General features: G+C 67.4%; 19 protein-coding genes and 1 tRNA gene. 9 read left to right on the top strand and 11 right to left on the bottom strand.

The genetic code is table 11. The features are described from left to right. Positions 1–39: 39 nt before the first annotated feature. Genes CQ042_RS08815 through CQ042_RS08805 form a run of 3 tightly spaced genes read right to left on the bottom strand, consistent with a single transcriptional unit; the run spans position 40 to position 2,956 of the window. Positions 40–1,740 carry a bifunctional 3'-5' exonuclease/DNA polymerase gene (locus CQ042_RS08815; protein WP_105670105.1) on the bottom strand — a complete coding sequence of 567 codons (1,701 nt, stop codon included), beginning with the start codon at positions 1,738–1,740 and terminating at the stop codon, positions 40–42. A 22-nt stretch (positions 1,741–1,762) separates the two neighbouring features. After that, entirely contained in the window at positions 1,763–2,497 is a 735-nt protein-coding gene (locus CQ042_RS08810) for a zinc ribbon domain-containing protein (protein ID WP_105670104.1), read from the bottom strand. A gap of 36 nt (positions 2,498–2,533) precedes the next feature. Then, entirely contained in the window at positions 2,534–2,956 is a 423-nt protein-coding gene (locus CQ042_RS08805) for a YchJ family protein (RefSeq protein ID WP_105670103.1), read from the bottom strand. 42 nt (positions 2,957–2,998) lie between these two features. On the opposite strand from CQ042_RS08805, the gene CQ042_RS08800 reads away from it, so the two are divergent. Continuing rightward, complete coding sequence (locus CQ042_RS08800) at positions 2,999–3,847, top strand: aldo/keto reductase (protein WP_105670102.1); 849 nt, start codon at positions 2,999–3,001, stop codon at positions 3,845–3,847. A 12-nt stretch (positions 3,848–3,859) separates the two neighbouring features. Here CQ042_RS08800 and CQ042_RS08795 read toward each other — a convergent pair whose 3' ends face one another. Then, positions 3,860–4,696, bottom strand: a complete 837-nt coding sequence (locus CQ042_RS08795; protein WP_105670101.1) for a helix-turn-helix transcriptional regulator — start codon at positions 4,694–4,696, stop codon at positions 3,860–3,862. A gap of 101 nt (positions 4,697–4,797) precedes the next feature. Here CQ042_RS08795 and CQ042_RS08790 point away from each other — a divergent pair, with 101 nt between their 5' ends. Continuing rightward, positions 4,798–5,562: an SDR family oxidoreductase gene (locus tag CQ042_RS08790; RefSeq protein ID WP_105670100.1), complete on the top strand. Its 765-nt coding sequence runs from the start codon at positions 4,798–4,800 to the stop codon at positions 5,560–5,562. A gap of 37 nt (positions 5,563–5,599) precedes the next feature. Here the strand turns inward: CQ042_RS08790 and CQ042_RS08785 are convergent, their stop codons facing one another. The 4 genes from CQ042_RS08785 to CQ042_RS20700 form a co-directional block, all read right to left on the bottom strand. Next, positions 5,600–6,553, bottom strand: coding sequence for an L-lactate dehydrogenase (locus CQ042_RS08785; RefSeq protein ID WP_105670099.1), 954 nt, complete (start codon positions 6,551–6,553; stop codon positions 5,600–5,602). A 57-nt stretch (positions 6,554–6,610) separates the two neighbouring features. Next, positions 6,611–7,498, bottom strand: a complete 888-nt coding sequence (locus tag CQ042_RS08780; protein ID WP_105670098.1) for a TIGR01777 family oxidoreductase — start codon at positions 7,496–7,498, stop codon at positions 6,611–6,613. 84 nt (positions 7,499–7,582) lie between these two features. Next, a complete protein-coding gene (locus CQ042_RS08775) occupies positions 7,583–8,140 on the bottom strand; it encodes a dihydrofolate reductase family protein (protein ID WP_105670097.1) in 558 nt (185 codons plus the stop codon). Positions 8,141–8,593: 453 nt separating this feature from the next. Then, positions 8,594–9,004: a TIGR02391 family protein gene (locus CQ042_RS20700; protein ID WP_258132155.1), complete on the bottom strand. Its 411-nt coding sequence runs from the start codon at positions 9,002–9,004 to the stop codon at positions 8,594–8,596. A gap of 72 nt (positions 9,005–9,076) precedes the next feature. Here CQ042_RS20700 and CQ042_RS20695 point away from each other — a divergent pair, with 72 nt between their 5' ends. After that, on the top strand, positions 9,077–9,211 hold the full coding sequence (locus CQ042_RS20695; RefSeq protein WP_258132154.1) for a hypothetical protein: 135 nt from the start codon (positions 9,077–9,079) through the stop codon (positions 9,209–9,211). A 191-nt stretch (positions 9,212–9,402) separates the two neighbouring features. Here CQ042_RS20695 and CQ042_RS08765 read toward each other — a convergent pair whose 3' ends face one another. The 3 genes from CQ042_RS08765 to CQ042_RS08755 all read right to left on the bottom strand — a co-directional run bounded on the left by CQ042_RS08765 (position 9,403) and on the right by CQ042_RS08755 (position 12,433). After that, on the bottom strand, positions 9,403–9,963 hold the full coding sequence (locus tag CQ042_RS08765; protein ID WP_105670095.1) for a recombinase family protein: 561 nt from the start codon (positions 9,961–9,963) through the stop codon (positions 9,403–9,405). Positions 9,964–10,289: 326 nt separating this feature from the next. After that, positions 10,290–12,068: an ATP-dependent endonuclease gene (locus CQ042_RS08760; RefSeq protein WP_181157505.1), complete on the bottom strand. Its 1,779-nt coding sequence runs from the start codon at positions 12,066–12,068 to the stop codon at positions 10,290–10,292. Positions 12,069–12,360: 292 nt separating this feature from the next. After that, a tRNA-Val gene (locus tag CQ042_RS08755) sits at positions 12,361–12,433 on the bottom strand. 153 nt (positions 12,434–12,586) lie between these two features. On the opposite strand from CQ042_RS08755, the gene aceE reads away from it, so the two are divergent. The 6 genes from aceE (at position 12,587) to CQ042_RS08725 (ending at position 20,205) form a co-directional block, all read left to right on the top strand. After that, positions 12,587–15,313 (top strand): pyruvate dehydrogenase (acetyl-transferring), homodimeric type, encoded by a 2,727-nt coding sequence (aceE, locus tag CQ042_RS08750; RefSeq protein ID WP_105670093.1) that lies wholly within the window; start codon positions 12,587–12,589, stop codon positions 15,311–15,313. 31 nt (positions 15,314–15,344) lie between these two features. Then, entirely contained in the window at positions 15,345–16,541 is a 1,197-nt protein-coding gene (locus tag CQ042_RS08745; protein WP_105670092.1) for a CdaR family transcriptional regulator, read from the top strand. A 92-nt stretch (positions 16,542–16,633) separates the two neighbouring features. After that, a complete protein-coding gene (locus CQ042_RS08740; protein WP_105670091.1) occupies positions 16,634–17,554 on the top strand; it encodes an ACP S-malonyltransferase in 921 nt (306 codons plus the stop codon). Then, positions 17,551–18,552, top strand: coding sequence for a beta-ketoacyl-ACP synthase III (locus CQ042_RS08735; protein WP_105670090.1), 1,002 nt, complete (start codon positions 17,551–17,553; stop codon positions 18,550–18,552). The genes CQ042_RS08740 and CQ042_RS08735 overlap by 4 nt, the downstream gene beginning before the upstream one ends. A gap of 68 nt (positions 18,553–18,620) precedes the next feature. Next, complete coding sequence (locus CQ042_RS08730) at positions 18,621–18,869, top strand: acyl carrier protein (protein WP_017830435.1); 249 nt, start codon at positions 18,621–18,623, stop codon at positions 18,867–18,869. 97 nt (positions 18,870–18,966) lie between these two features. Next, positions 18,967–20,205 (top strand): beta-ketoacyl synthase, encoded by a 1,239-nt coding sequence (locus CQ042_RS08725; RefSeq protein WP_105670089.1) that lies wholly within the window; start codon positions 18,967–18,969, stop codon positions 20,203–20,205. Positions 20,206–20,237: the final 32 nt, after the last annotated feature.

Raw genomic sequence — 20,237 nt, 5'->3', positions numbered from 1 at the left:
CTGTCCAGTCTACGTTCTCCGGATGCGGGCAACCTGCGGCTACTTCTCCGCCGACTCCGCGATGCGCAGGTCGAGGGGCACGTCGATCGGGAAGGAGCCGAACAGCCGGGTCGTCGCGGTGGCTGCGGCATCGCGGACGGCAGCCGCCGCGGCGTCCGCGTATTCGAGGGGAACATGCAGGATCACCTCGTCGTGCAGGAAGAACGCCAGATGCGGGGAACGCGCGAAGGCCCCCGATGCTGTGGCCTCCGCGAACACCTCGGGGATCTGCTGCAGACGGTGGCGGATCTCGGCAAGCCAGATCAAGGACCATTCCGCGGCGGTGCCCTGCACCACGAAGTTCCTCGTGAACCGCCCCCAATCGCGCGCTCGGCGTCGAGCGAGGGCCACGACTGCCGGGTCCGCGTCGGCACCGGTCGCTTCCGACTGCAGCCGCATCCACTCCGTCGAAGGACGCGGCGACGACCGACCGAGCCAGGTCGACACGATGCCGCCGTCCTCGCCCGTCCGCGCGGCGGCGTCGACGAGCGCCATCGCGCGGGGATAGACCTTCCGCAGACGCGGCACGAGCCGGCCGCTGTCCCCCGTCGTGGCGCCGTACATCGCTCCGAGCACCGCGTACTTCGCCTCCTCGCGGGTGGCGACCGCACCGGACGCGACGACACCGGCGTAGAGGTCGCTGCCGCGCGCGGCGCGCGCCATCGCCTCGTCCGCTGCCATCGCCGCGAGCATCCGCGGCTCCAGCTGAGCGACGTCCGCCACGACCAGCGTCCAGCCGGGATCGGCGCGCACCGCGGGGCGCAGACTCCGCGGCAGCTGCAGCGCACCTCCACCCGCCGACGCCCAGCGTCCGGTGACGACGCCTCCCGGGATGTACACGGGACGGAAGCGTCCCTCGTGCACCCATTCGGCGAGCCAGGCCCAGCCGTTGGCACTGAGCAGGCGCGAGAGCTTCTTGTAAACGAGCAGGGGCTCGATGGCCGGGTGATCGTGCTCCGCCAACTCCCACCGACTCGTGGACTCGACCTGCACCCCCACCCGATGCAGTGCGCGCAGGAGCTTCTGCTGGCTGTCGAGATGGAGCGTCGCATCGCCCAGCAGCTCCCGCACCATGTCGCCGAGTTCGACCATGCGGCTCGGCAGCCCGCCTGCGACCGGACGGGTACCGAGGGTCTCGGTCAGGATCGCATCATGCACAGCCTCATCCCACGGCAGGCCCGCGACTCGCATCTCCTCCGCGATCAGTCCGCCGGCCGACTCGGCCGCGCACAGGAGCGTGAGGCGGCCGTCGGGGGCCGCCGCGATCACCTCCCGTTGTGCCCGGTACTGATCGAGGGTCGCGTCGATCGCCTCATCGCCGTTCGCCTCCTCGAAAACGTCGAACAGCGACGGTGCGGAGACGGTCGGCTCGCGGCGCTCCCATGCTGGGGCGGTCGGCAGCGGCGCCGGAACCGAGGCCGTGTCGCGCAGAATCGCGTGACACAGCACCAGGTCGTGGCTGCGGCTCACCCGCACGCCGGCGCGGAGGAGAACGGCATAGGTCTCCGCTGCGGTGCGGATGATCCAGCGCGGGGCATCGGACGCCTCGACGGCGGCGACCCACTCCGGGAGATCATCGGCGCGCAGAGGGGTACGGCTCTGCTCCTCGTCGTTCCCGTCGAGTTCGACGGCGGCGTACTCCCGCGAGCCCACGGAGACGAGTGCGATGCGTCGTTCGGCACCCGACGCCGGCGCCGTCATGGTCGGCGCGCGCAGGCACCGCTCATGCGAGCCCGGACTCCTCGGTGCGCACGAGGATGCAACCGCATTCGGGGCACGAGACCACCAGGTCGTCCGCCGCGCGGCGGATGTCGTTCAGATCGGTGCTGGGCAGCAGGATGCGGCAGCCCTCGCACGTCCCACGGGTGAGAAGCGCCGCACCGGCGCTGTTCGTGGCACGGCGGGTGTACTCGGCCATCAGCTCCGGTGACACGCCCTCGGCGACGGCAGCACGATCGCGAGCGAGCTGTGCTCCCAGGTCGGTCGCTGCAGCGACGTCGGCCTTGGCCTGCGCCGTGAGCGTGGAGCCCTCCGCAGTCGTGGTGTCGAGCAGAGCCTGCTGGGCGGCGACGGCGGCCTCGGCCTCTTCGAGCCGGCCCATCACGTCGAGCTCGGCGTCTTCCAGGTCGCTCTGTCGGCGGGCGAGGCTGGCGAGCTCATGCTCGAGCGCCTGCGCATCCTTCGAATTGGTCGACGCGGCGAGTCGTTCGGCGTCACGGTTCCGTCGCGCCTCGACGACGGCGACATCGGACTCCAGACGCTTCAGCTCGGTGCGCACGTCGTCGCGGGTGCCGGTCAGGGTGGTCAGCTCGCGAAGCTGCTCCTGGCGGATGGCGACGAGCTCGGTGATCCGCCCCGCCTGGCTCGGCTTCGTTCGGGCACGCTCGGCCTGCGCGATGCGCCGGTCGAGGTCGGCGATGTCGAGCAGGGTGCGCTGGTTCTCGGGGCTGGCGTTCACGCTTCCAAATCTAGTCGCTGTCGCGACATGCGCCCATCAGTGCACGTCGCCGTCGACGTAGTACCAGTGCCGGTCCTCGCGCACGAAGCGACTGCGCTCGTGCAGCGAACCGCGCTCGGTGCCGTGTCGCCAGAGCGCCTCGAACTCCACCACGCCCTCGCGATCGAACGGGCCGCCGGCCACGCGGTCGAGGACGAGGAGGCGCCGCCATTCGAGGTCCGGCTCGAAATCGATCATCGCCGGCCGGGTGGTCGCATGCCAGGTGCGCAGCAGGTGCTCCGCATCTTCGAGGACGAACGCCGTGTAGCGGGAACGCATCAGACGCTCGGCGGTCGGTGCGGGTGCACCTTCGAGAATCGGGCGGCAGCATCCGCCGAACACGTCCCCGGAGGAACACGGGCAGCGGGCCTCGTCCTCGATCACGACGTCATCCGCCGCCATCTCCGCCTCCGTTGTCATCCCCTCAGCGTACGCTCGAGGAAAAGGCCAAGAAGGAGCACCGTGACCACTCAGCCCGTCGTCCCCTCGTTCACCGCTCACAATGGGTTCGCCCTCCCGGCCATCGGCCTCGGCACCTACGGACTCAACGGCGATGCCGGAGCAGAAGCCGTCAGCGGAGGCATCGGCGCGGGCTACCGTCTCGTCGACACGGCGTTCAACTACGAGAACGAGGGCTCCGTCGGCCGCGGGGTCGCCGCCTCCGGTGTCGCGCGCTCCGAGATCATCGTCACCACCAAGCTCCCCGGTCGCCATCATCCGTCCGCGAAGGCACGCACCAGCATCGAGGAGAGTCGCTCCCGCCTCGGTCTCGACGTGACGGATCTGCACCTCATCCACTGGCCGAACCCCATCCAGGACGAGTACGTCCAGGCCTGGGCCGCGCTCGTCGACGCGCAGTCGCGCGGAATCGTCCGGCAGATCGGCGTCTCGAACTTCCTCCCTGAGCACCTGCAGCGCATCGAGCGGGAGACCGGCGTGCGCCCCGTCGTCAACCAGATCGAGGTGCACCCGTACTTCCCGCAGGAGGAGCAGCTCGCGTATCACCGGGAGCACGGCATCCTCACCGAGGCGTGGAGTCCGCTGGGGCGCGCGAAAGAGCTCTTCGACGAAGGCGTGATCAACGACATCGCCGCCGCCCGCGGCATCACGACGGCGCAGACGGTCCTGGCCTGGCACGTCGCCCGCGGCACGGTGTCGATCCCGAAGGCATCGTCGCTCGAGCATCAGGTCGCGAACCTCGCGGCGGCGGAGATCGTCCTCGACGACGACGAGGTCGCCGCGATCACCCGGCTCGGACGCGCGGACGGACGGCTGTTCGACGGCGACCCCCGGAGCCACGAGGAGTCCTGACTCCCCCTCGCGTCAGACGTTCTGCGTTCCCAGCACCCGCAAGAACTCGAGCTTGCTCGCCGATTCGCTTCCCGGCGCGGCGGTGAGCACGATCAGCGCGTGCGATTCGTCCTCGGTGAAGAGCGCCTGACAGTCGACCTCGATCTCACCCAGCTCGGGGTGCACCATCACCTTGTGCTGCTCGAATCGGCGGCTGACCTCATGCGCGTCCCACAGTTCGACGAACTCCGGACTCCGGGCGGTCAGCTCGGCGACGATCTCCCCCGCCCGGGAGCGGGCTCCCATCGCACCGTGCGCGGCGCGCAGCGAAGCGACGAGCGCGCGGGCCTGCCGGGGATGGTCGACCTCGCGATACCGGAGCCGTTCGACGTCGGGGTACGCGAACCACCGATAGATCCCACTGCGGTCGAGCCCGCGGAGACCGCTCGCATCGCCGACGATCGCCCGGGAGGCGTCGTTCTGCACGAGCACTTCGTCGAGAACCGACACGACGAAAGCGGGAGTGTCGTGCAACCGGTCGAGCACGCGGAGGATGCCGGGGCGCACGTACTCCGTGATGTGAGCGCGGTCGGGGGCGCTGTGGCCGCAGAGCCGGAAGAGATAGTCGCGTTCGTCCTCCGTGAGACGCAGCGCACGGGCGAGCGAAGCGAGGATCTGCACGCTCGGCTGCGGTCCTCGCCGCTGCTCCAGGCGCGTGTAGTAGTCGGTCGACATCGTCGCCAACTGTGCCACTTCCTCCCGGCGCAGCCCCGCGGTGCGTCGTCGGGGCCCAGACGAGAGTCCGACGTCGGCGGGCGTCAGCGCCTCGCGCCGACGCACGAGGAACTCGGCCAGGGCATCGCGATCCATTCCAGAAGTATCCCCCGGGCGCCGACGTCTGTTCCAGGGACGCCCGATCCCTGGATAGCCGCTCTCTGGAGCGTTTTTCCGACCACGCCGAGGCTGGGGACATGAACATCAGCGGAAACACCATCTTCATCCCGGGCGCGACGAGCGGCATCGGCCTCGCCCTGGCCCTGCGTCTTCGCGACCGTGGCAACACCGTGATCGTGGGCGGGCGCCGCGAGGACCGGCTCATGACCATCGCGACCGAGCATCCCGGGATTCGGACGATGCGGATCGACACGACCGACACGGACAGCATCGACGAGGCGTCCCGCGCCGTCGTCGCCGAGCACCCTGAACTGAACGTGCTCATCACGATGGCCGGTGTCATGCGCGTCGAGGACTGGACGACTCCGTCCGGGTTCCTCGCCACCGCCGAGGAGACGGTCACCACGAACATCCTCGGGCCGATCCGGCTGATCGCCGCCTTCATCGAGCACCTGCGTGCACAACCGGACGCGACCATCATGACGGTCTCGTCGGGTCTCGCATTCGCGCCCCTCCGGGTGACGCCGACCTACAACGCCAGCAAGGCTGCGATCCACATGCTCAGCGAATCCCTGCGCCTGCAGCTCTCGGGCAGCAGCGTGTCGGTCCTCGAGCTGGAGCCACCGGCGGTTCGCACCGCTCTCATGCCCGGACACGAGGAGAACGAGGCGGCCATGCCGCTCGACGAGTTCATCGAAGAGGTCATGTCGTTGATCGAATCGCAGCCGGAGGCCACCGAGATCCAGGTCGAGCGGGTGAAGTTCCTCCGCTACGGCGAGGCCCGCGGAGACTACGACCAGGTCGTCGCCACGGTGAACCGCACAGACCCCCACGGGAGATGATCCGGTACGGGGTGCCGGATCACCACCGGCACCCCGATCACGGACGCAAAGAGGCCGCCGCGGCTGTGAGCGCGTCGGCGGACTGGCGAAGCAGCGCCAGCTCGCCGTCGGAGAAGGAGGTGTTCCGAATCGGCACGGCTCCCTTCGCGCTCACGATCGAGGGGACGGACAGTGCCACTCCGTCGAGTCCGTGGAAGTCGCGCAACACGGTGCTCACCGGCATCACGGCGTGCTCGTCACTGAGGATCGCCTCGACGATGCGCGCGCTCGACAGGCCGATGGCATAGTTCGTCGCCCCCTTGCCCTGGATGACCTTGTAAGCGGCGTCGCGCACGTCGATCGCGATCTCCTGCAGCTCGTCGAGCGTGAAGCGGGGGTGGCCCGGAGTCTCCCATTCCAGGATCGGCACGGTGCCGATCGTCGCACGGGACCAGAGCGGGAACTCGGTGTCGCCGTGTTCGCCGATGATGTGCGCGTGGACGCTCGCGGTCGAGACTCCGGCGCGCTGGCCGAGCTTCCACCGCAGTCGCGACGTGTCCAGCACCGTGCCCGAGGCGAAGATCCGCTCGGGAGGGAGTCCGGTCTCCTCCTGCGCGATGACCGTGAGGACGTCGCACGGGTTCGTGACGATCACGTAGACCGCATTCGGGGCGACCTCGAGCAGGTCGGGCATCATGCTGCGGATTATTCCCGCATTGACTTCGGCGAGCTCGATGCGGGTCTGGCCGGGCTTCTGCTTCGCGCCCGCGGTGATCACCACGACGTGCGAGCCGGCAGCGACCGAGATGTCGCTGCCACCGATGATGTCGCTGGAGCCCGTGAACTGGGTGCCGTGCGCGAGGTCGAGAACCTCGGCCTCGACCTTCTCCGTCGCGATGTCGTAGAGGGCGACATGGCGGGCAGATCCCCTGATCAGTGCCGCATAGGCGACGCTCGATCCCACGCTTCCCGCGCCGACGACCGTGAGTTTCGAGTTCTCGATGATCTCCATGCGCTCAGTCTTGCAGTGGGGACCCCCGGTCGGGGAGAGGTGTCGCCGGAACGATCGTCACAGCGCCGCGTCGACCGCCTCGGTCGCTGTCGAGTGCGTGAATCGGAACCCCGAGCGCTCCAGCACCTGCGGCCGCACGTCCGCGTCGGGCAGCAGCAGCGAGTCCGCCGCATCGCCGAGAGCGATACGCAGCGCCCATGCCGGTGCGGGAAGCCAGAACGGGCGGTGCATCCGGGCGGCGAGTGCACGGCCGATGTCGTTCGCGGATGCCGGCGTCGGTCCGGTGAGATTGACGGGCCCCGCGAGCTTCCTGTCCAGGACATGGCGGATCGCCCGCACCTCATCGTCGAGGGAGATCCACGGCCAGATCTGCGTGCCGGGCCCGAGGGGGCCGGAGACCGCGAACCGGGTCAACTGGACGAGGGGCTTGAGGACGCCGCGCCGGTGGACGACCGGGGCCGTGCGAAGCAACGCGACCCTGGTGTGGTCCTCCGCCTGTCGCGCTTCGGACTCCCAGCGCGCGGTGAGATCGGCGAGGAACGTCTGCCCCGCGGTCGAGTCCTCCGTGAGGATCTCACCGGGTGCGGAACCGTAGTAGCCGACCGCGGAGGCCGAGACGAGGGCCGGAGCGTCGGAGCGCAGTGCGCGCAGGGCCGTCGTGAGCGTCCTCGTCGCCTGCAGGCGGGAATCGACCAGCTCGTGCCGGTAGCGCTTGGTCCACGGCAGACGCCCGACGCTCGCACCGCCCAGTGCGACGATCGCTTCGGATCCGGCCAGGACGTCCGGGTCCAGCGCGAGCTCCCCGGGCTCCCACTGCGTCTCGTCCTCGGACCGCGGAGCACGGCGGACGAGCGTGGTGACCTCGACACCATCGGATCGCAGTGAGGAGACGAGTGCGGAGCCGATCAACCCCGAGGCCCCGCTGACGACGATGCGTCGCGACATGTGTGAAAACTCCCCATCCGTCGATCATCGAGTCGTGTCGTGCGGTCCAGCGTACGCGCCGCCTCTGCGTCGGGCCGGGCTGATTCAGCGGGCGCGCCGGTAGTGCGTCGCGAGCACGCCGCTGCGAAGCGGTGTCGCCGAGACCAGCTCGAGCCGTCGCGTCGCGGGCAGTCCGCTCTGATAGAGCGTCGGGCCGTGTCCGGCGATGCGAGGTTGGACGAGGAATCGGTACTCGTCGATCAGGTCGAGGCGGTCCAGCTCCGCCGCGAGCATGCCGCTGCCCAGGAGAACCCCCTCCGGCGTGTCGTCCTTGAGCTGCTGCACGCTCGCGCGCAGCTCGCCGTCCAGGCGATGGCTGTTGATCCAAGGGAAGTCGTCGCGCGTCGACGACACCACATACTTCGGCTTGGCATCGAGCTTGACCGCCCACTCGCGCAGCGCGGGCGGAGCCTCCACCTCACCGCGGGCGACCGCCGGCCAGGAGACCTCCATCATCTCGTAGGTCGTGCGGCCCCAGAGCATCGCTCCGGACTCGTCCAGAAGGCGGGTGAAGAAGGCGTGGGTCTCGTCATCGGCGATCCCCACTTCGTGATCGACGCAGCCGTCCAGGGTGACGTTGATGCTGAAAGTCAGAAGTCCCATGCGGGGAGCCTAGATCTGCGACGGGGCGACCGCCAGAGTTCGAAGGGAGGTGGGCCCTGCCGGGATCGAACCGACGACATCCACGGTGTAAACGGGCACGACCCCGTTGGACAGTTCATTTCCGGCGTTTCTGAAGTTTCATGGGGCCCCGGATTCTGACTGTTTCTCATGTTGGGGGTACGCCGGGGGGTACGCGACGCTCCGATCGCATGCCCGGGAAGGGCCCGGATCCGCTATGGCTCAACGCGAAACTATACATTCGCCACCGCGGAGCCGAGTCCGCCAGGGAAGCCGCTCACCGCCGTCGAGTGCCGCGCGAGCTGCCCTGAGGCGAGACTAGGAACGTTGTCCATTGGCAGTCGTTCGGGCGCAGAGAGGATATTCCTTATCCGGGGTGACACCACGCCAGAGTTTCTGCCCCAAAAGATGCGGACGGCGGCCTGCGGGACCCAGCTATGCGGTGACCAATTCGCAGCGATCGATCCATCGGGCAAGGATGCTCAGCGTTGCCAGCTGCTCCAGCGCTTCTTGACGCGCCATGTCGTCAGTCGAGTGAGTGGCGGGGTTACGAATTGCGGAGAAGACGCCCTGACTCATGTTCAGGATGCCCTGACGCATCGCCTTGACTGTCAGGTCGGAGTCGTCCCCTCCCCAGCGCAGGCGAGGGCGCCCGGCCTGAGGCGAGTCCAACGAAAACGTCTGTTGCATCAGCCCGGCGTCAGACACGTCGTGACGCCCCACTCGATCTTGGACTTCAGCGTTGAGCATGGTCGCTGCACGCTGCACGGCCGCGGAAAAGTGCCCCACCTGCCAATGCTTCGAAGCCGCGCCCCACACGCTCGGATGTAGAGCATCTGCTGTCATGGTCGGAGCATCGCTCCCCAGCTTCTCGCGCGTCTCCGCTCCGGTTCGGATGACGCCGAGAGCCTTCTTACATTGATCTATACCGGGCTGAACTACGACAACTTCGTGATCGCTTGGAAGCAGATCGGGCTGGGAGGGGAGGCGGAGGACTCTCTGCAGGATCCTCGCGGTCTGGTCCTCACGCGCCCTGAGCGCATCCAGACCTGAGTGGTTGATCCGCGTGTACGCCTCCGTCGTGGAAGAACTTCCGTAACCATGCGTCACCCATCGAACAGCTGACGCATGTTCGGCCCACCACTCAAGACGCTCAATCGCCCATGCCTCATCCACATTCTCACCATAGCGAGAGGACCGAACGCACGCCCTCCGCGTGAGTACTCATTTCGAATCGACGCTGGTCAGAGCGAGGAAATCACCCGATAGAGCGTTGCCTGAGAGATGCCGGTCATGCTCGCGATCTCGGCGCGGCTGTGCTCGCCGGAGGCCAGGAGCTTCTTGATCGTCGTCAGCTTCTTGGCATCCACCTTGGAGGGGCGACCCCCTACGCGGCCCTGCGACTTGGCCGCATCGAGTCCGGCGCGGGTGCGTTCGATCATGGTGGCGCGCTCCAGCTCCGCGAAGGCCGCGAGGATCGTCAGCATGGCCTTGCCCATCGGACCGGCGCCGAGGTCGATCTGCTCGGTGAGGCTTTTGAAGGTCACGCCGCGGTCGATGAGATCTTCGATGACCTCAAGCACGTTCTTTGTGTTTCGCCCCAGTCGGTCGAGCTTCCACACGACGAAAGTGTCGCCGCGGTCGAGGCGGTCGAGGGCCTTGTCGAGTTCTGGACGCGATGCCAGCGTGCCGCTCACGCCGTGGTCGGTGTAGAGCCGATCTACCTTCGCCTCAGCCATCGCCGCATCCTGCAAGGCTGTGTCCTGATCCTTTGTACTGACTCGCGTGTACCCGATGATTGCCATGCGGCTATTCTCTCAATACTCGACTCTCAAATCAAGAGGTTTTGCGAGATACTTTTGAGAGGGTGATCTGCTCCTGATCGACGCTCTGAGAGCACTCTCACCCAGCCATCGTTTGTGAGACCAGCCGTTGAATGGCGGACCGAGCCCTCCGTTCCACCTGGCCGGGTCGACGCATGTTCCACCCTGGCAGGTCGAGGAGGGAAACGGATTTGCCGCAGCCTGCTTCTTGTGCTGCTGATGGAGGGTTCAAAATCGGGCACCATCCCGGGCGGTCACGAGAGGCACCTGCCAAGCACTGCGCGCGATCAAGTCACGCCTGGCCTATCTCATGCGGGCGCTGATCGCGTCTCGGCGACAATGGCTGCGGCAGCCAGGGACGCTGCATAGCTCGTCGCCGCGTCGAGTTCATGAGCGGATGCCTCCAAGGCAGCGGGGAGCCAGTTCTTCCCCTTTGCGACTCCGAGGGAGGGCGCGAACCGTTCCAGTTCACCTACGGGAACGAGGACCACGCCTTGCTCGGCGAGTTCTGCGAACAGCCGGTCGGCGGCAGGGCGGTCACCGTGGAACGCCGAGAGTCCGTGCAACTTGGCGGACGCCCACGGGTCATCCACAGAGAGCGCCGCCTTCACGGCTCTCTGCGCATCGATGTCATATACCTTCGTTCGATCGTCGTCGAGCACGGAGGCGACTGCAGCGAGTACTTGCTGACGAGTCAGCGGCTTCCGCACAGTTCGAAATTGGGCGGTCGCCGCAGTGAAGGCTTTGTCAATGGTTTCGGTCCACATTCCACCCAGGGAAGCCACGATCCTCCGAAGAGCTACTTTGTCTCGTAGCCCGTCGATGTCGATGGCAGCAACAACGGGAACGTGTGCGGATTTCAGCACAGACGCGATCTCTGGAATCCCGCCCATACCGTGAGCAGAGACGAATAGGACGTCGCTGGGGAGCAAATCTCCGGGGAGGTCCCCCGCCGATTCGAGGGCAGCGTGGTAGAAGACGCAGTCACGTTCTTGTTCGGCGATGATCACGGCGCGGTGGAAAAGTCCGTCAAGGATGTTGCTATGCCTGAGTAGGGCGCTGGACCAGATTTCCCGAAGCCGCTGTGGGTCGACGGCAAATGCAGCGGTCGTGTCACCAAGTCGTTCTAGCCGAATGACAGTTGGCGAAGCATCTCGATGGGCGAGGACTCCCGCGACGAAGTTGCGGTCGTGAGTGGCGATGACGGCTTGAATCTTGTGCCGGTCCGCGATTCGAGCGACGATCTGGCCGAGTTTGTAGGCCTGGGGAGGGTGCAGGTACGCCTCGGGCTCGTCCACGAGAGTGATGGGACGACGCCCTGCCAGGAGCGGAATGAGAAGGCCGAGGGTGCTGCTGATCCCGTCTCCTTGCTTTTCCAACGGCGTCAAGGCAGCCACGGCCTGCCGGTATTCATGGGAGATGTTGTCGACTCTTGGTGCCTCGACGTTCACGTGCCCGAATCGGAGGATAAGGCTTCCGCTGAGCGGGTCGAGGGTGAGTCCAACGCCGAAGATGTCCCTGGTGTACTCATCGAGTTCGGCCATCAGCGCGGGATCGTCTTCGAAGTAATGCAAATCTGTGGCTGGCGGGTCGGAGACGTCTGGACGGCGAGGTGCTGCGGCGACAGCGTTGAAGCGTGTACGCGCGTTCGGCGCGAGCGTGAACGCCTGTCCGATCTTGTCGAAACGCCCTTGGGCCCGTGACGTGTCCCAAACGACGTTCACCACCGAAGGGCTGATACTGATTCCGTTTCGGACGATGGACTTTTCGCTCACATGACCTTCGGACGCGAGCCACGCGAAAACGTCCGCCCTAGTGCCGGTCGTGGCCACATCCAACGTGGTGAGGAGCCGAGGTGAGGGGTTGCCGGAACTCCCTCCCCAACCAGAGGTGATCCGGGCGTGAATCTGCTTGAGCAGAGTCGACTTTCCGGCGTTATTCCCCCCGACGATGAGAGTCACTCCTGTTGCACCGAGAGCGATGGGCTCACCGTCCTGAACTGCAATTCGAGCTACGTGGGCGCTGAACGAGTCTGGGTCCCCCCCATGATCATCTTGCGGAAGATTGAGGCTCAGCTCGTAGTCCATGGATGTCATACTTCCTCCCGAAGCGAGCCTAGGTGAAGCTCGGATCTTCGGAAGCACAGCCTCGCTCGAAAGCGACTGCGTCGCGGGCCTATCGGTCTTGAACCAAATCACGCCAATAACCCCAGGCGCCGAAATACGCCCGCTAGGTCGAACCAGCAACGCTGATCAAGGATCATCCGCCTGATGCCCTCGCGAAGCGCGCCGAAGCGGACCGCTAGCTCGGGGGCCGCCGGGGGGCCGCGCACCGTTTCACAGCCCCGATTGCTTCCGGTCGATGCCACTGCTTTCTAGGTGGGCCCTGCCGGGATCGAACCGACGACATCCACGGTGTAAACGTGGCGCTCTACCAGCTGAGCTAAAGGCCCTGGTGCCGTCAGTCTATCGGCCACCCGTTGCGCACCCGTGTCGTGGAAGAGGGATAGGCTGATGGCGGCGCGCGTTGTGCACAGCTGACAAGGCTGCCCGTGTCGCTTCCCGTTTCCTTGGCAAGACCTGCCAGCTTGACGAAAGGTTCCCCCGTGACCGTGCACGACCAGGATCCGTACTCCCAGGGCCCCCTCGACAGCGATCCGGAGGAGACCGGCGAGTGGCAGCAGTCCCTCGATGAGCTGGTGGATGCCAAGGGCCACGGCCGAGGCCGCGAGATCATGCTCAGCCTGCTCAAGCGCTCGAAGGAGCTGCACCTGGGCGTGCCGATGGTCCCGACGACGGACTACATCAACACCATCGCCTCGGAGAACGAGCCGGAGTTCCCCGGCGACGAAGAGGTCGAGCGTCGCTACCGCGCCTGGATCCGCTGGAACGCCGCCATCACGGTGCACCGTGCGCAGCGCCCTGGTATCGGCGTCGGCGGTCACATCTCCACCTACGCCTCGTCGGCGGCTCTGTACGAGGTCGGCTTCAACCACTTCTTCAAGGGTGCGGACAACCCCGGAGGTGCAGACCAGATCTTCGTCCAGGGTCACGCCTCCCCCGGCACCTATGCGCGTTCGTTCCTCGAGGGGCGCCTGACCGAAGACCAGCTCGACGGCTTCCGCCAGGAGAAGTCGCACGCCCCGAACGGCATCCCGTCGTACCCGCACCCTCGTCTGATGCCGGAGTACTGGCAGTTCCCGACCGTGTCGATGGGCCTCGGCCCGATCAACGCCATCTACCAGGCGATGTCGAACAAGTACCTCGAGAACCGCGGCATCAAGGACACCTCGCAGTCGCATGTCTGGGCGTTCCTCGGCGACGGCGAGATGGACGAGGTCGAGAGCCGCGGCCAGCTGCAGGTCGCCGCCAACGAGGGCCTCGACAACCTCACGTTCATCGTCAACTGCAACCTGCAGCGCCTCGACGGTCCTGTGCGAGGCAACGGCAAGATCATCCAGGAGCTCGAGTCGTTCTTCCGCGGTGCGGGCTGGAACGTCATCAAGGTCGTCTGGGGTCGCGAATGGGACGACCTGCTCGCCCGCGACACCGAGGGCGCACTGCTCAACCTGATGAACGTCACTCCCGACGGCGACTACCAGACGTACAAGGCCGAGTCCGGCGCCTACGTCCGCGAGCACTTCTTCGGACGCGACGAGCGCGCCGCCGCCCTCGTCAAGGACTACTCCGACGAAGACATCTGGAACCTCAAGCGCGGTGGCCACGACTACCGCAAGGTCTACGCCGCGTTCAAGGCAGCGACCGAGCACAAAGGCAAGCCCACCGTCATCCTCGCGAAGACCGTCAAGGGCTACGGCCTCGGTCCGCACTTCGAGGGCCGCAACGCGACCCACCAGATGAAGAAGATGACGCTGGACAACCTCAAGACGTTCCGCGACGCGATGCACATCCCGATCACGGATTCACAGCTCGAGGAGAACCCGTACCTGCCCCCGTACTACAACCCGGGCCCCCAGGACGAGACGATCCAGTACATGCTCGAACGCCGCCAGACTCTCGGCGGCTACCTGCCGGAGCGCCGTTCCACGCACGTCGGCCTGTCACTGCCGGACGACACCGCGTACGCCCTGCCCAAGAAGGGCTCCGGCACGCAGGAGATCGCCACGACCATGGCGTTCGTCCGTCTGCTGAAGGATCTGTTGCGCTCGAAGGACTTCGGCCACCGCATCGTCCCGATCATCCCGGACGAGGCGCGGACGTTCGGAATGGACGCCTACTTCCCGTCGGCGAAGATCTACAACCCGAACGGCCAGCACTACACGTCGGTCGACCGCGAACTCCTCCTCGCCTACAAGGAGAGCCCGCAGGGCCAGATCGTGCACGTCGGCATCAACGAGGCAGGCGCCCTCGCGGCGTTCACTGCGGCGGGCACCTCGTACGCCACGCACGGCGAGCCGCTGATCCCGATCTACCTCTTCTACTCGATGTTCGGATTCCAGCGCACCGGTGACGCGCAGTGGGCGGCCGGCGACCAGATGGCCCGCGGGTTCATCATGGGCGCCACCGCAGGTCGCACCACCCTCACGGGTGAAGGCCTGCAGCATGCTGACGGTCACTCGCACCTGCTCGCGGCCACCAACCCGGCGACGGTCTCGTACGACCCGGCCTACGGATATGAGATCGCGCACATCATGCGCTCCGGTCTCGAGCGCATGTACGGCGGCAACCACGAAGACCCGAACGTCATGTACTACATCACGCTCTACAACGAGCCGATGGTGATGCCGGCCGAGCCGGAGAACGCGGATGTCGACGGCATCGTGCGCGGCATCCACCGTGTCTCGGTCGGCGAGGGCGAGGGCCCCCGTGCCCAGCTCTTCGCGTCGGGCGTCGGACTCCCCTGGGCCCTCGAGGCGCAGCAGCTGCTGAAGGACGACTGGGGTGTGATCGCCGACGTCTGGTCGGTCACCTCCTGGACCGAGCTGCGCCGCGACGGCCTCGCCGCCGACGAGCACAACTTCCTGTACCCGGAGGAAGAGCCCCGCACCGCGTACCTGACGCAGAAGCTGCAGGGTGCCGAGGGACCGGTCGTCGCCGTCAGCGACTTCATGCACGCCGTGCAGGACCAGATCCGTCCCTGGGTCCCGAACCGCTTCGCCACCCTCGGCGCTGACGGCTTCGGCTTCTCCGACACCCGTGCCGCCGCACGTCGCTTCTTCAAGATCGACGGCCCGTCGATCGTCGTCCGCACGCTGCAGTCGCTCGCCGAAGACGGGGTCGTCGACCGTTCTCTCGCAGCGCAGGCCATCCAGAAGTACAGCCTGCACGATGTGAACGCCGGAACCAGCGGCAACGCAGGCGGCGAAAGCTGAGCCCTCGGTGACAGGATCCTCTCCTTCCGGCATGGACAAGGCCGCGACGCTCACCTGGCTGCGCCGGATTTCCGGCGACATCGCCTCGGTGACGATCAAGCGCCTGGAGGACACCCTCCCGTGGTACGCCGACATGCCACCAGCCCGCCGCTCTGCGGTCGGGCTGGTGGCACAGGCCGGCATCACGTCGTTCATCCAGTGGTACGAGGACCCCACCTCCACCCCGTGGATCGCCGCGGACATCTTCGCCGCGGCTCCGCGTGAACTCCTGCGCAGCGTCAGCCTCCAGCAGACGCTGCAGCTCATCCGTGTCACCGTCGAGGTCACCGAGGAGCGGGTCGCCGGGCGGGGAGACGATCTCCGCGAGGCGATCCTCCTCTACTCCCGCGATGTCGCTTTCGCGGCCGCCGACGTCTACGCCAGGGCCGCCGAGGCCCGCGGCCTCTGGGACGCACGGCTGGAAGCCCTCGTCGTCGACTCGATCCTCACGGGCGAAGCGGATGAGGAGCTCCCCAGCCGGATCGCCGCACTCGGATGGCACGGGCATGGCGAGGTCGCTGTCCTCGTCGGCACGACGCCGCCCCAGTTCGATGTGGATCTCGTGCGCCGGACGGCCAGGAAGCTCGCCGTCGACGTTCTCATCGGCGTCCAGGGCTCACGCCTCGTGCTCGTGCTCGGTCGTGCCCGCGTCGAAGGCCAGGAGGGCGAGGACGAGGAACTCGGCTTCCAGGAGATCGCCACACGCCTCGAGCCGTCGTTCGGCCCCGGCTATGTGGTGCTCGGACCCGCCGTCGCCGCACTGGTCGACGCGAGCCAGAGCGCACGCGCCGCCCTCGCGGGATTCGCTGTCGCCCGGGCCTGGCGAGGGGCGCCCCGCCCGGTCGAGGCCGACGATCTGCTCCCGGAGCGCGCCCTCGCCGGTGATCCGCTCGCGAAGCAGACGCTGATCGAGCGCATCTTCCGCCCCCTGCAAGCCCATTCCACCGACCTGGTCACCACCCTCTGGAGCTACCTCGACAACGGGCGCTCCCTCGAGGCGACGGCACGCGAGCTGTTCGTGCACCCGAACACCGTGCGCTATCGGCTCAAGCGCGTCAGCGAAGTCATCGGATGGGACGCGACAGGACCCCGCGAAGCGCTCATTCTGCAGACAGCCCTGATCCTCGGCTCCATCGGAGCCGCAGAACAGGTTCGGCGGCGCGCACCGCTCCGCCGCCCGCAGCGCTGATCGCCACGATCTGTGCGCCACACACAAGGGTTTCTCGCAATCTTGTGATGGATCATCCACCGCTTTGCCGCAATCGTTGGCAGACTGGGTGGGTGATTGTCGTCGTATGCCCCGGACAGGGCTCGCAGACCCCCGGATTCCTCGCCCCCTGGCTCGAGCTCGACGGGGTCGCCGAGCGCCTCGCCGCCTACTCGGATGCCGCGGAGGTCGATCTTCGCGAACACGGCACGGTGTCGGACGCCGACACGATCCGCGACACGCGCATCGCGCAGCCGCTGATCGTCGCGGCGTCCCTGATCGCGGGCGACGCCCTGACACAGCGAGCCGGACGTCGTGCCGATGGCATCGCCGGGCACTCGGTCGGTGAGATCGCGGCCCTGGTCGGCAGCGGTGTGATCGATGCCGACACCGGCATGCGCCTGGTCGGCATCCGCGGCCGAGCGATGGCCGATGCCGCCGCGCAGGAGCAGACCGGCATGAGCGCGGTCCTCGGCGGAGACGAGGATGCCCTCCTCGCCCGCCTCGCCGAACTCGACCTCTCCCCCGCGAACTACAACGGCGGAAGACAGATCGTCGTCGCCGGCGCGCTTCCGGCCCTCGCGGCCCTCGCGGAGGATCCGCTCAAGGGCACGCGCGTCATTCCGCTCCAGGTCGCCGGGGCTTTCCACACCCGGTACATGGCGTCGGCCGTCGCCGCGCTCCGTGACGCCGTCGCCGGTGTCACCCCGGCGAACCCCGACATCACCCTGTGGTCGAACCGTGACGGCTCCTCCGTCGCCGATGGCGCACAGGCGCTCAGCTACCTCGTCGACCAGGTGTCCTCCCCCGTCCGGTGGGACCTCTGCATGCAGTCGTTCTCCGACGCCGGCGTCACCGGCGTCATCGAGCTCGCGCCCGCCGGCGCCCTGGTGGGCCTCGCCAAGCGCGGCCTCCGCGGAGTTCCGACCGTCGCGGTGAAGTCCCCCGAAGATCTCGATGCAGCCGTCGCGCTGCTGAACGGAGAAGCCGCATGAGCGTCACCCTCGCCCAGCTCACCGGTCCCGCGTACACGCGCATCTACTCCTACGGCGCCGCCCGCGGAGAGAACGCCGTGCCGAACGACGACCTGATCGGTCCGATCGACTCGAGCGATGAGTGGATCCGTCAGCGCACCGGCATCATCACCCGCGCCAGGGCCGACAAGGGCACGGACGCGATCGACCTCGCCACCACGGCGGCAGCCGAGGCCATCGAGAAGTCGGGCGTTCCCGCCGACCAGGTCGATCTGGTGATCGTGGCGACCATCAGCAACCCCAAGCAGACGCCGTCGGTCTCGGCCATCGTCGCCGACCGCGTCGGCGCAAACCCCGCAGCGGCCTACGACATCAACGCCGCCTGCGCCGGATACGCCTACGCGATCGCCCAGGCCGACGCCCTGATCAAGGCCGGCGCCGCCCGCTACGCGCTCGTGATCGGCACCGAGAAGCTGTCCGATGTCGTCGACCCGACCGACCGCAGCATCTCGTTCCTCCTCGGCGACGGCGCGGGCGCGGCACTGATCGGCCCGAGCGACACGCCGGGGATCGCCCCCGCCGTGTGGGGCTCCGACGGCTCGAAGGCCGACGCCGTGGGCATGAACGCCACACTCACCGAGTTCCGCGATGGCGAGGCGCCCTGGCCCACGCTTCGCCAGGAGGGCCAGACGGTCTTCCGCTGGGCGGTCTGGGAGATGGCCAAGGTGGCGCGCGAGGCGCTCGACAAGGCCGGCGTCGAGCCCTCCGACATCGCCGCGTTCATCCCGCACCAGGCGAACATGCGCATCATCGACGAGTTCGCCAAGCAGCTCAAGCTGCCGGAGACCACGGTGATCGCCCGCGACATCGAGACCACGGGCAACACCTCAGCGGCGTCGATCCCTCTGGCCAGCCACCGCCTGATGGCCGAGCACCCCGAGCTCTCGGGTGGACTCGCCCTGCAGATCGGCTTCGGCGCAGGTCTCGTGTTCGCCGCCCAGGTCGTCGTCCTTCCCTGAGAATGCGCTGACCTTCCCTAGACTGTTCCACGGTTCCGAATACAACCCGCAAGAAAGAGGAAGACCACATGGCTTTCACCAACGATGAGGTCCTCGCTGGCCTCGCAGAGCTCATCACCGACGAGACCGGCATCAACGCCTCCGAGGTCGCCCTGGAGAAGTCGTTCACCGACGACCTCGACATCGACTCGATCTCGATGATGACGATCGTCGTCAACGCCGAGGAGAAGTTCGGCGTCACCATCCCCGACGACGAGGTCAAGAACCTGAAGACCGTCGGCGACGCCGTCAGCTTCATCGTCGCGGGCCAGGAGTAATCCCGGCAGGATGCCACCCCCGCACCTCGCGGGGAGTGGCATCCTCCGCTCTGCCTTCTCACCCGTTCGACTTCGTTTCGACAAGGAACCACACCTCATGACCAAGCGCATCGTCGTCACCGGCATCGGCGCCACTTCCGCCATCGGCGGCACGGCCCCGGAGAACTGGACGAACCTGCTGGCCGGCATGTCCGGCACCCGCCCGCTCGAGCACGACTGGGTCCAGCAGTACGAGCTGCCCGTCACCTTCGCCGCCGAGGCGATCGTCCGCCCCGAAGAGGTGCTCCCCCGGCATGAGGCCAAGCGCCTCGACCCCTCGTCGCAGTTCGCCCTGATCGCTGCTCGCGAGGCCTGGGAGGATGCCGGTTCCCCCGAGGTCGCTCCCGAGCGCCTCGGCATCGACTTCGCCACCGGCATCGGCGGCCTCTGGACTCTCCTGGATGCCTGGGACACCCTCCGCGAGAAGGGCCCCCGCCGGGTCATGCCGCTCACGGTCCCGATGCTCATGCCGAACGCCGCGGCCGGAAACCTGTCGCTGCAGTTCCACGCCCGCGCCTACGCCCAGACCGTCGTCAGTGCGTGCGCGTCCAGCACCGAGTCGATCATCCACGCGTACCACCATCTGCAGGACGGCCTCGCCGATGTCGTGATCGCCGGTGGCACCGAATCCGCGATCCACCCCATCACGATGGCATCCTTCGCATCCGCGCAGGCACTGTCGCGTCGGAACGACGACCCGGCACACGCCTCCCGCCCCGGCGCGATCGACCGCGACGGCTTCGTCATGGGCGAGGGTGCCGCCGTGCTGATCCTCGAGACCGAGGAGCACGCCAAGGCCCGCGGCGCCAAGATCTACGGCTACGTGCTCGGGGGTGGCGTCACCGCCGACGCGTACCACATCACCGGGAACGACCCCGAGGGCAACGGCGCGGCCCGTGCCGTCACGCAGGCGCTCGAGGAAGCGGGTGTCACGGCCGATCAGATCACGCACATCAACGCCCACGCGACCTCGACGCCGGTCGGCGACCCCAACGAGTACGTCGCACTCAAGAAGGTCTTCGGCGACCGGATCGACGAGATCCCCGTCTCCGCGACGAAGGCATCGACCGGGCACCTGCTCGGCGGCACCGGCGCACTCGAGGCGATCTTCTCGCTCCTCGCCCTGCGCGACCGTGTCGCACCGCCGACGATCAACATGACCGAGCCAGACCCGGCGGTGCCGTTCCGTCTCTCCGGCGAGGCCACCCCCCTCGGCGACGGCCCGCAGATCGCGATCAGCAACTCCTTCGGGTTCGGCGGACACAACGCCGTCCTGGTGGTCGCGGGCACGGACTGACGTCCGTCCCGATCGACGAAGAGAGGCCCTCG

The organism is Microbacterium sp. MYb62, from assembly GCF_002979475.1.
Taxonomy (GTDB): domain Bacteria; phylum Actinomycetota; class Actinomycetes; order Actinomycetales; family Microbacteriaceae; genus Microbacterium.
The sequence above is the reverse complement of the archived record's forward strand: the minus strand, read 5'-3'. Positions and strand labels throughout refer to the sequence as shown.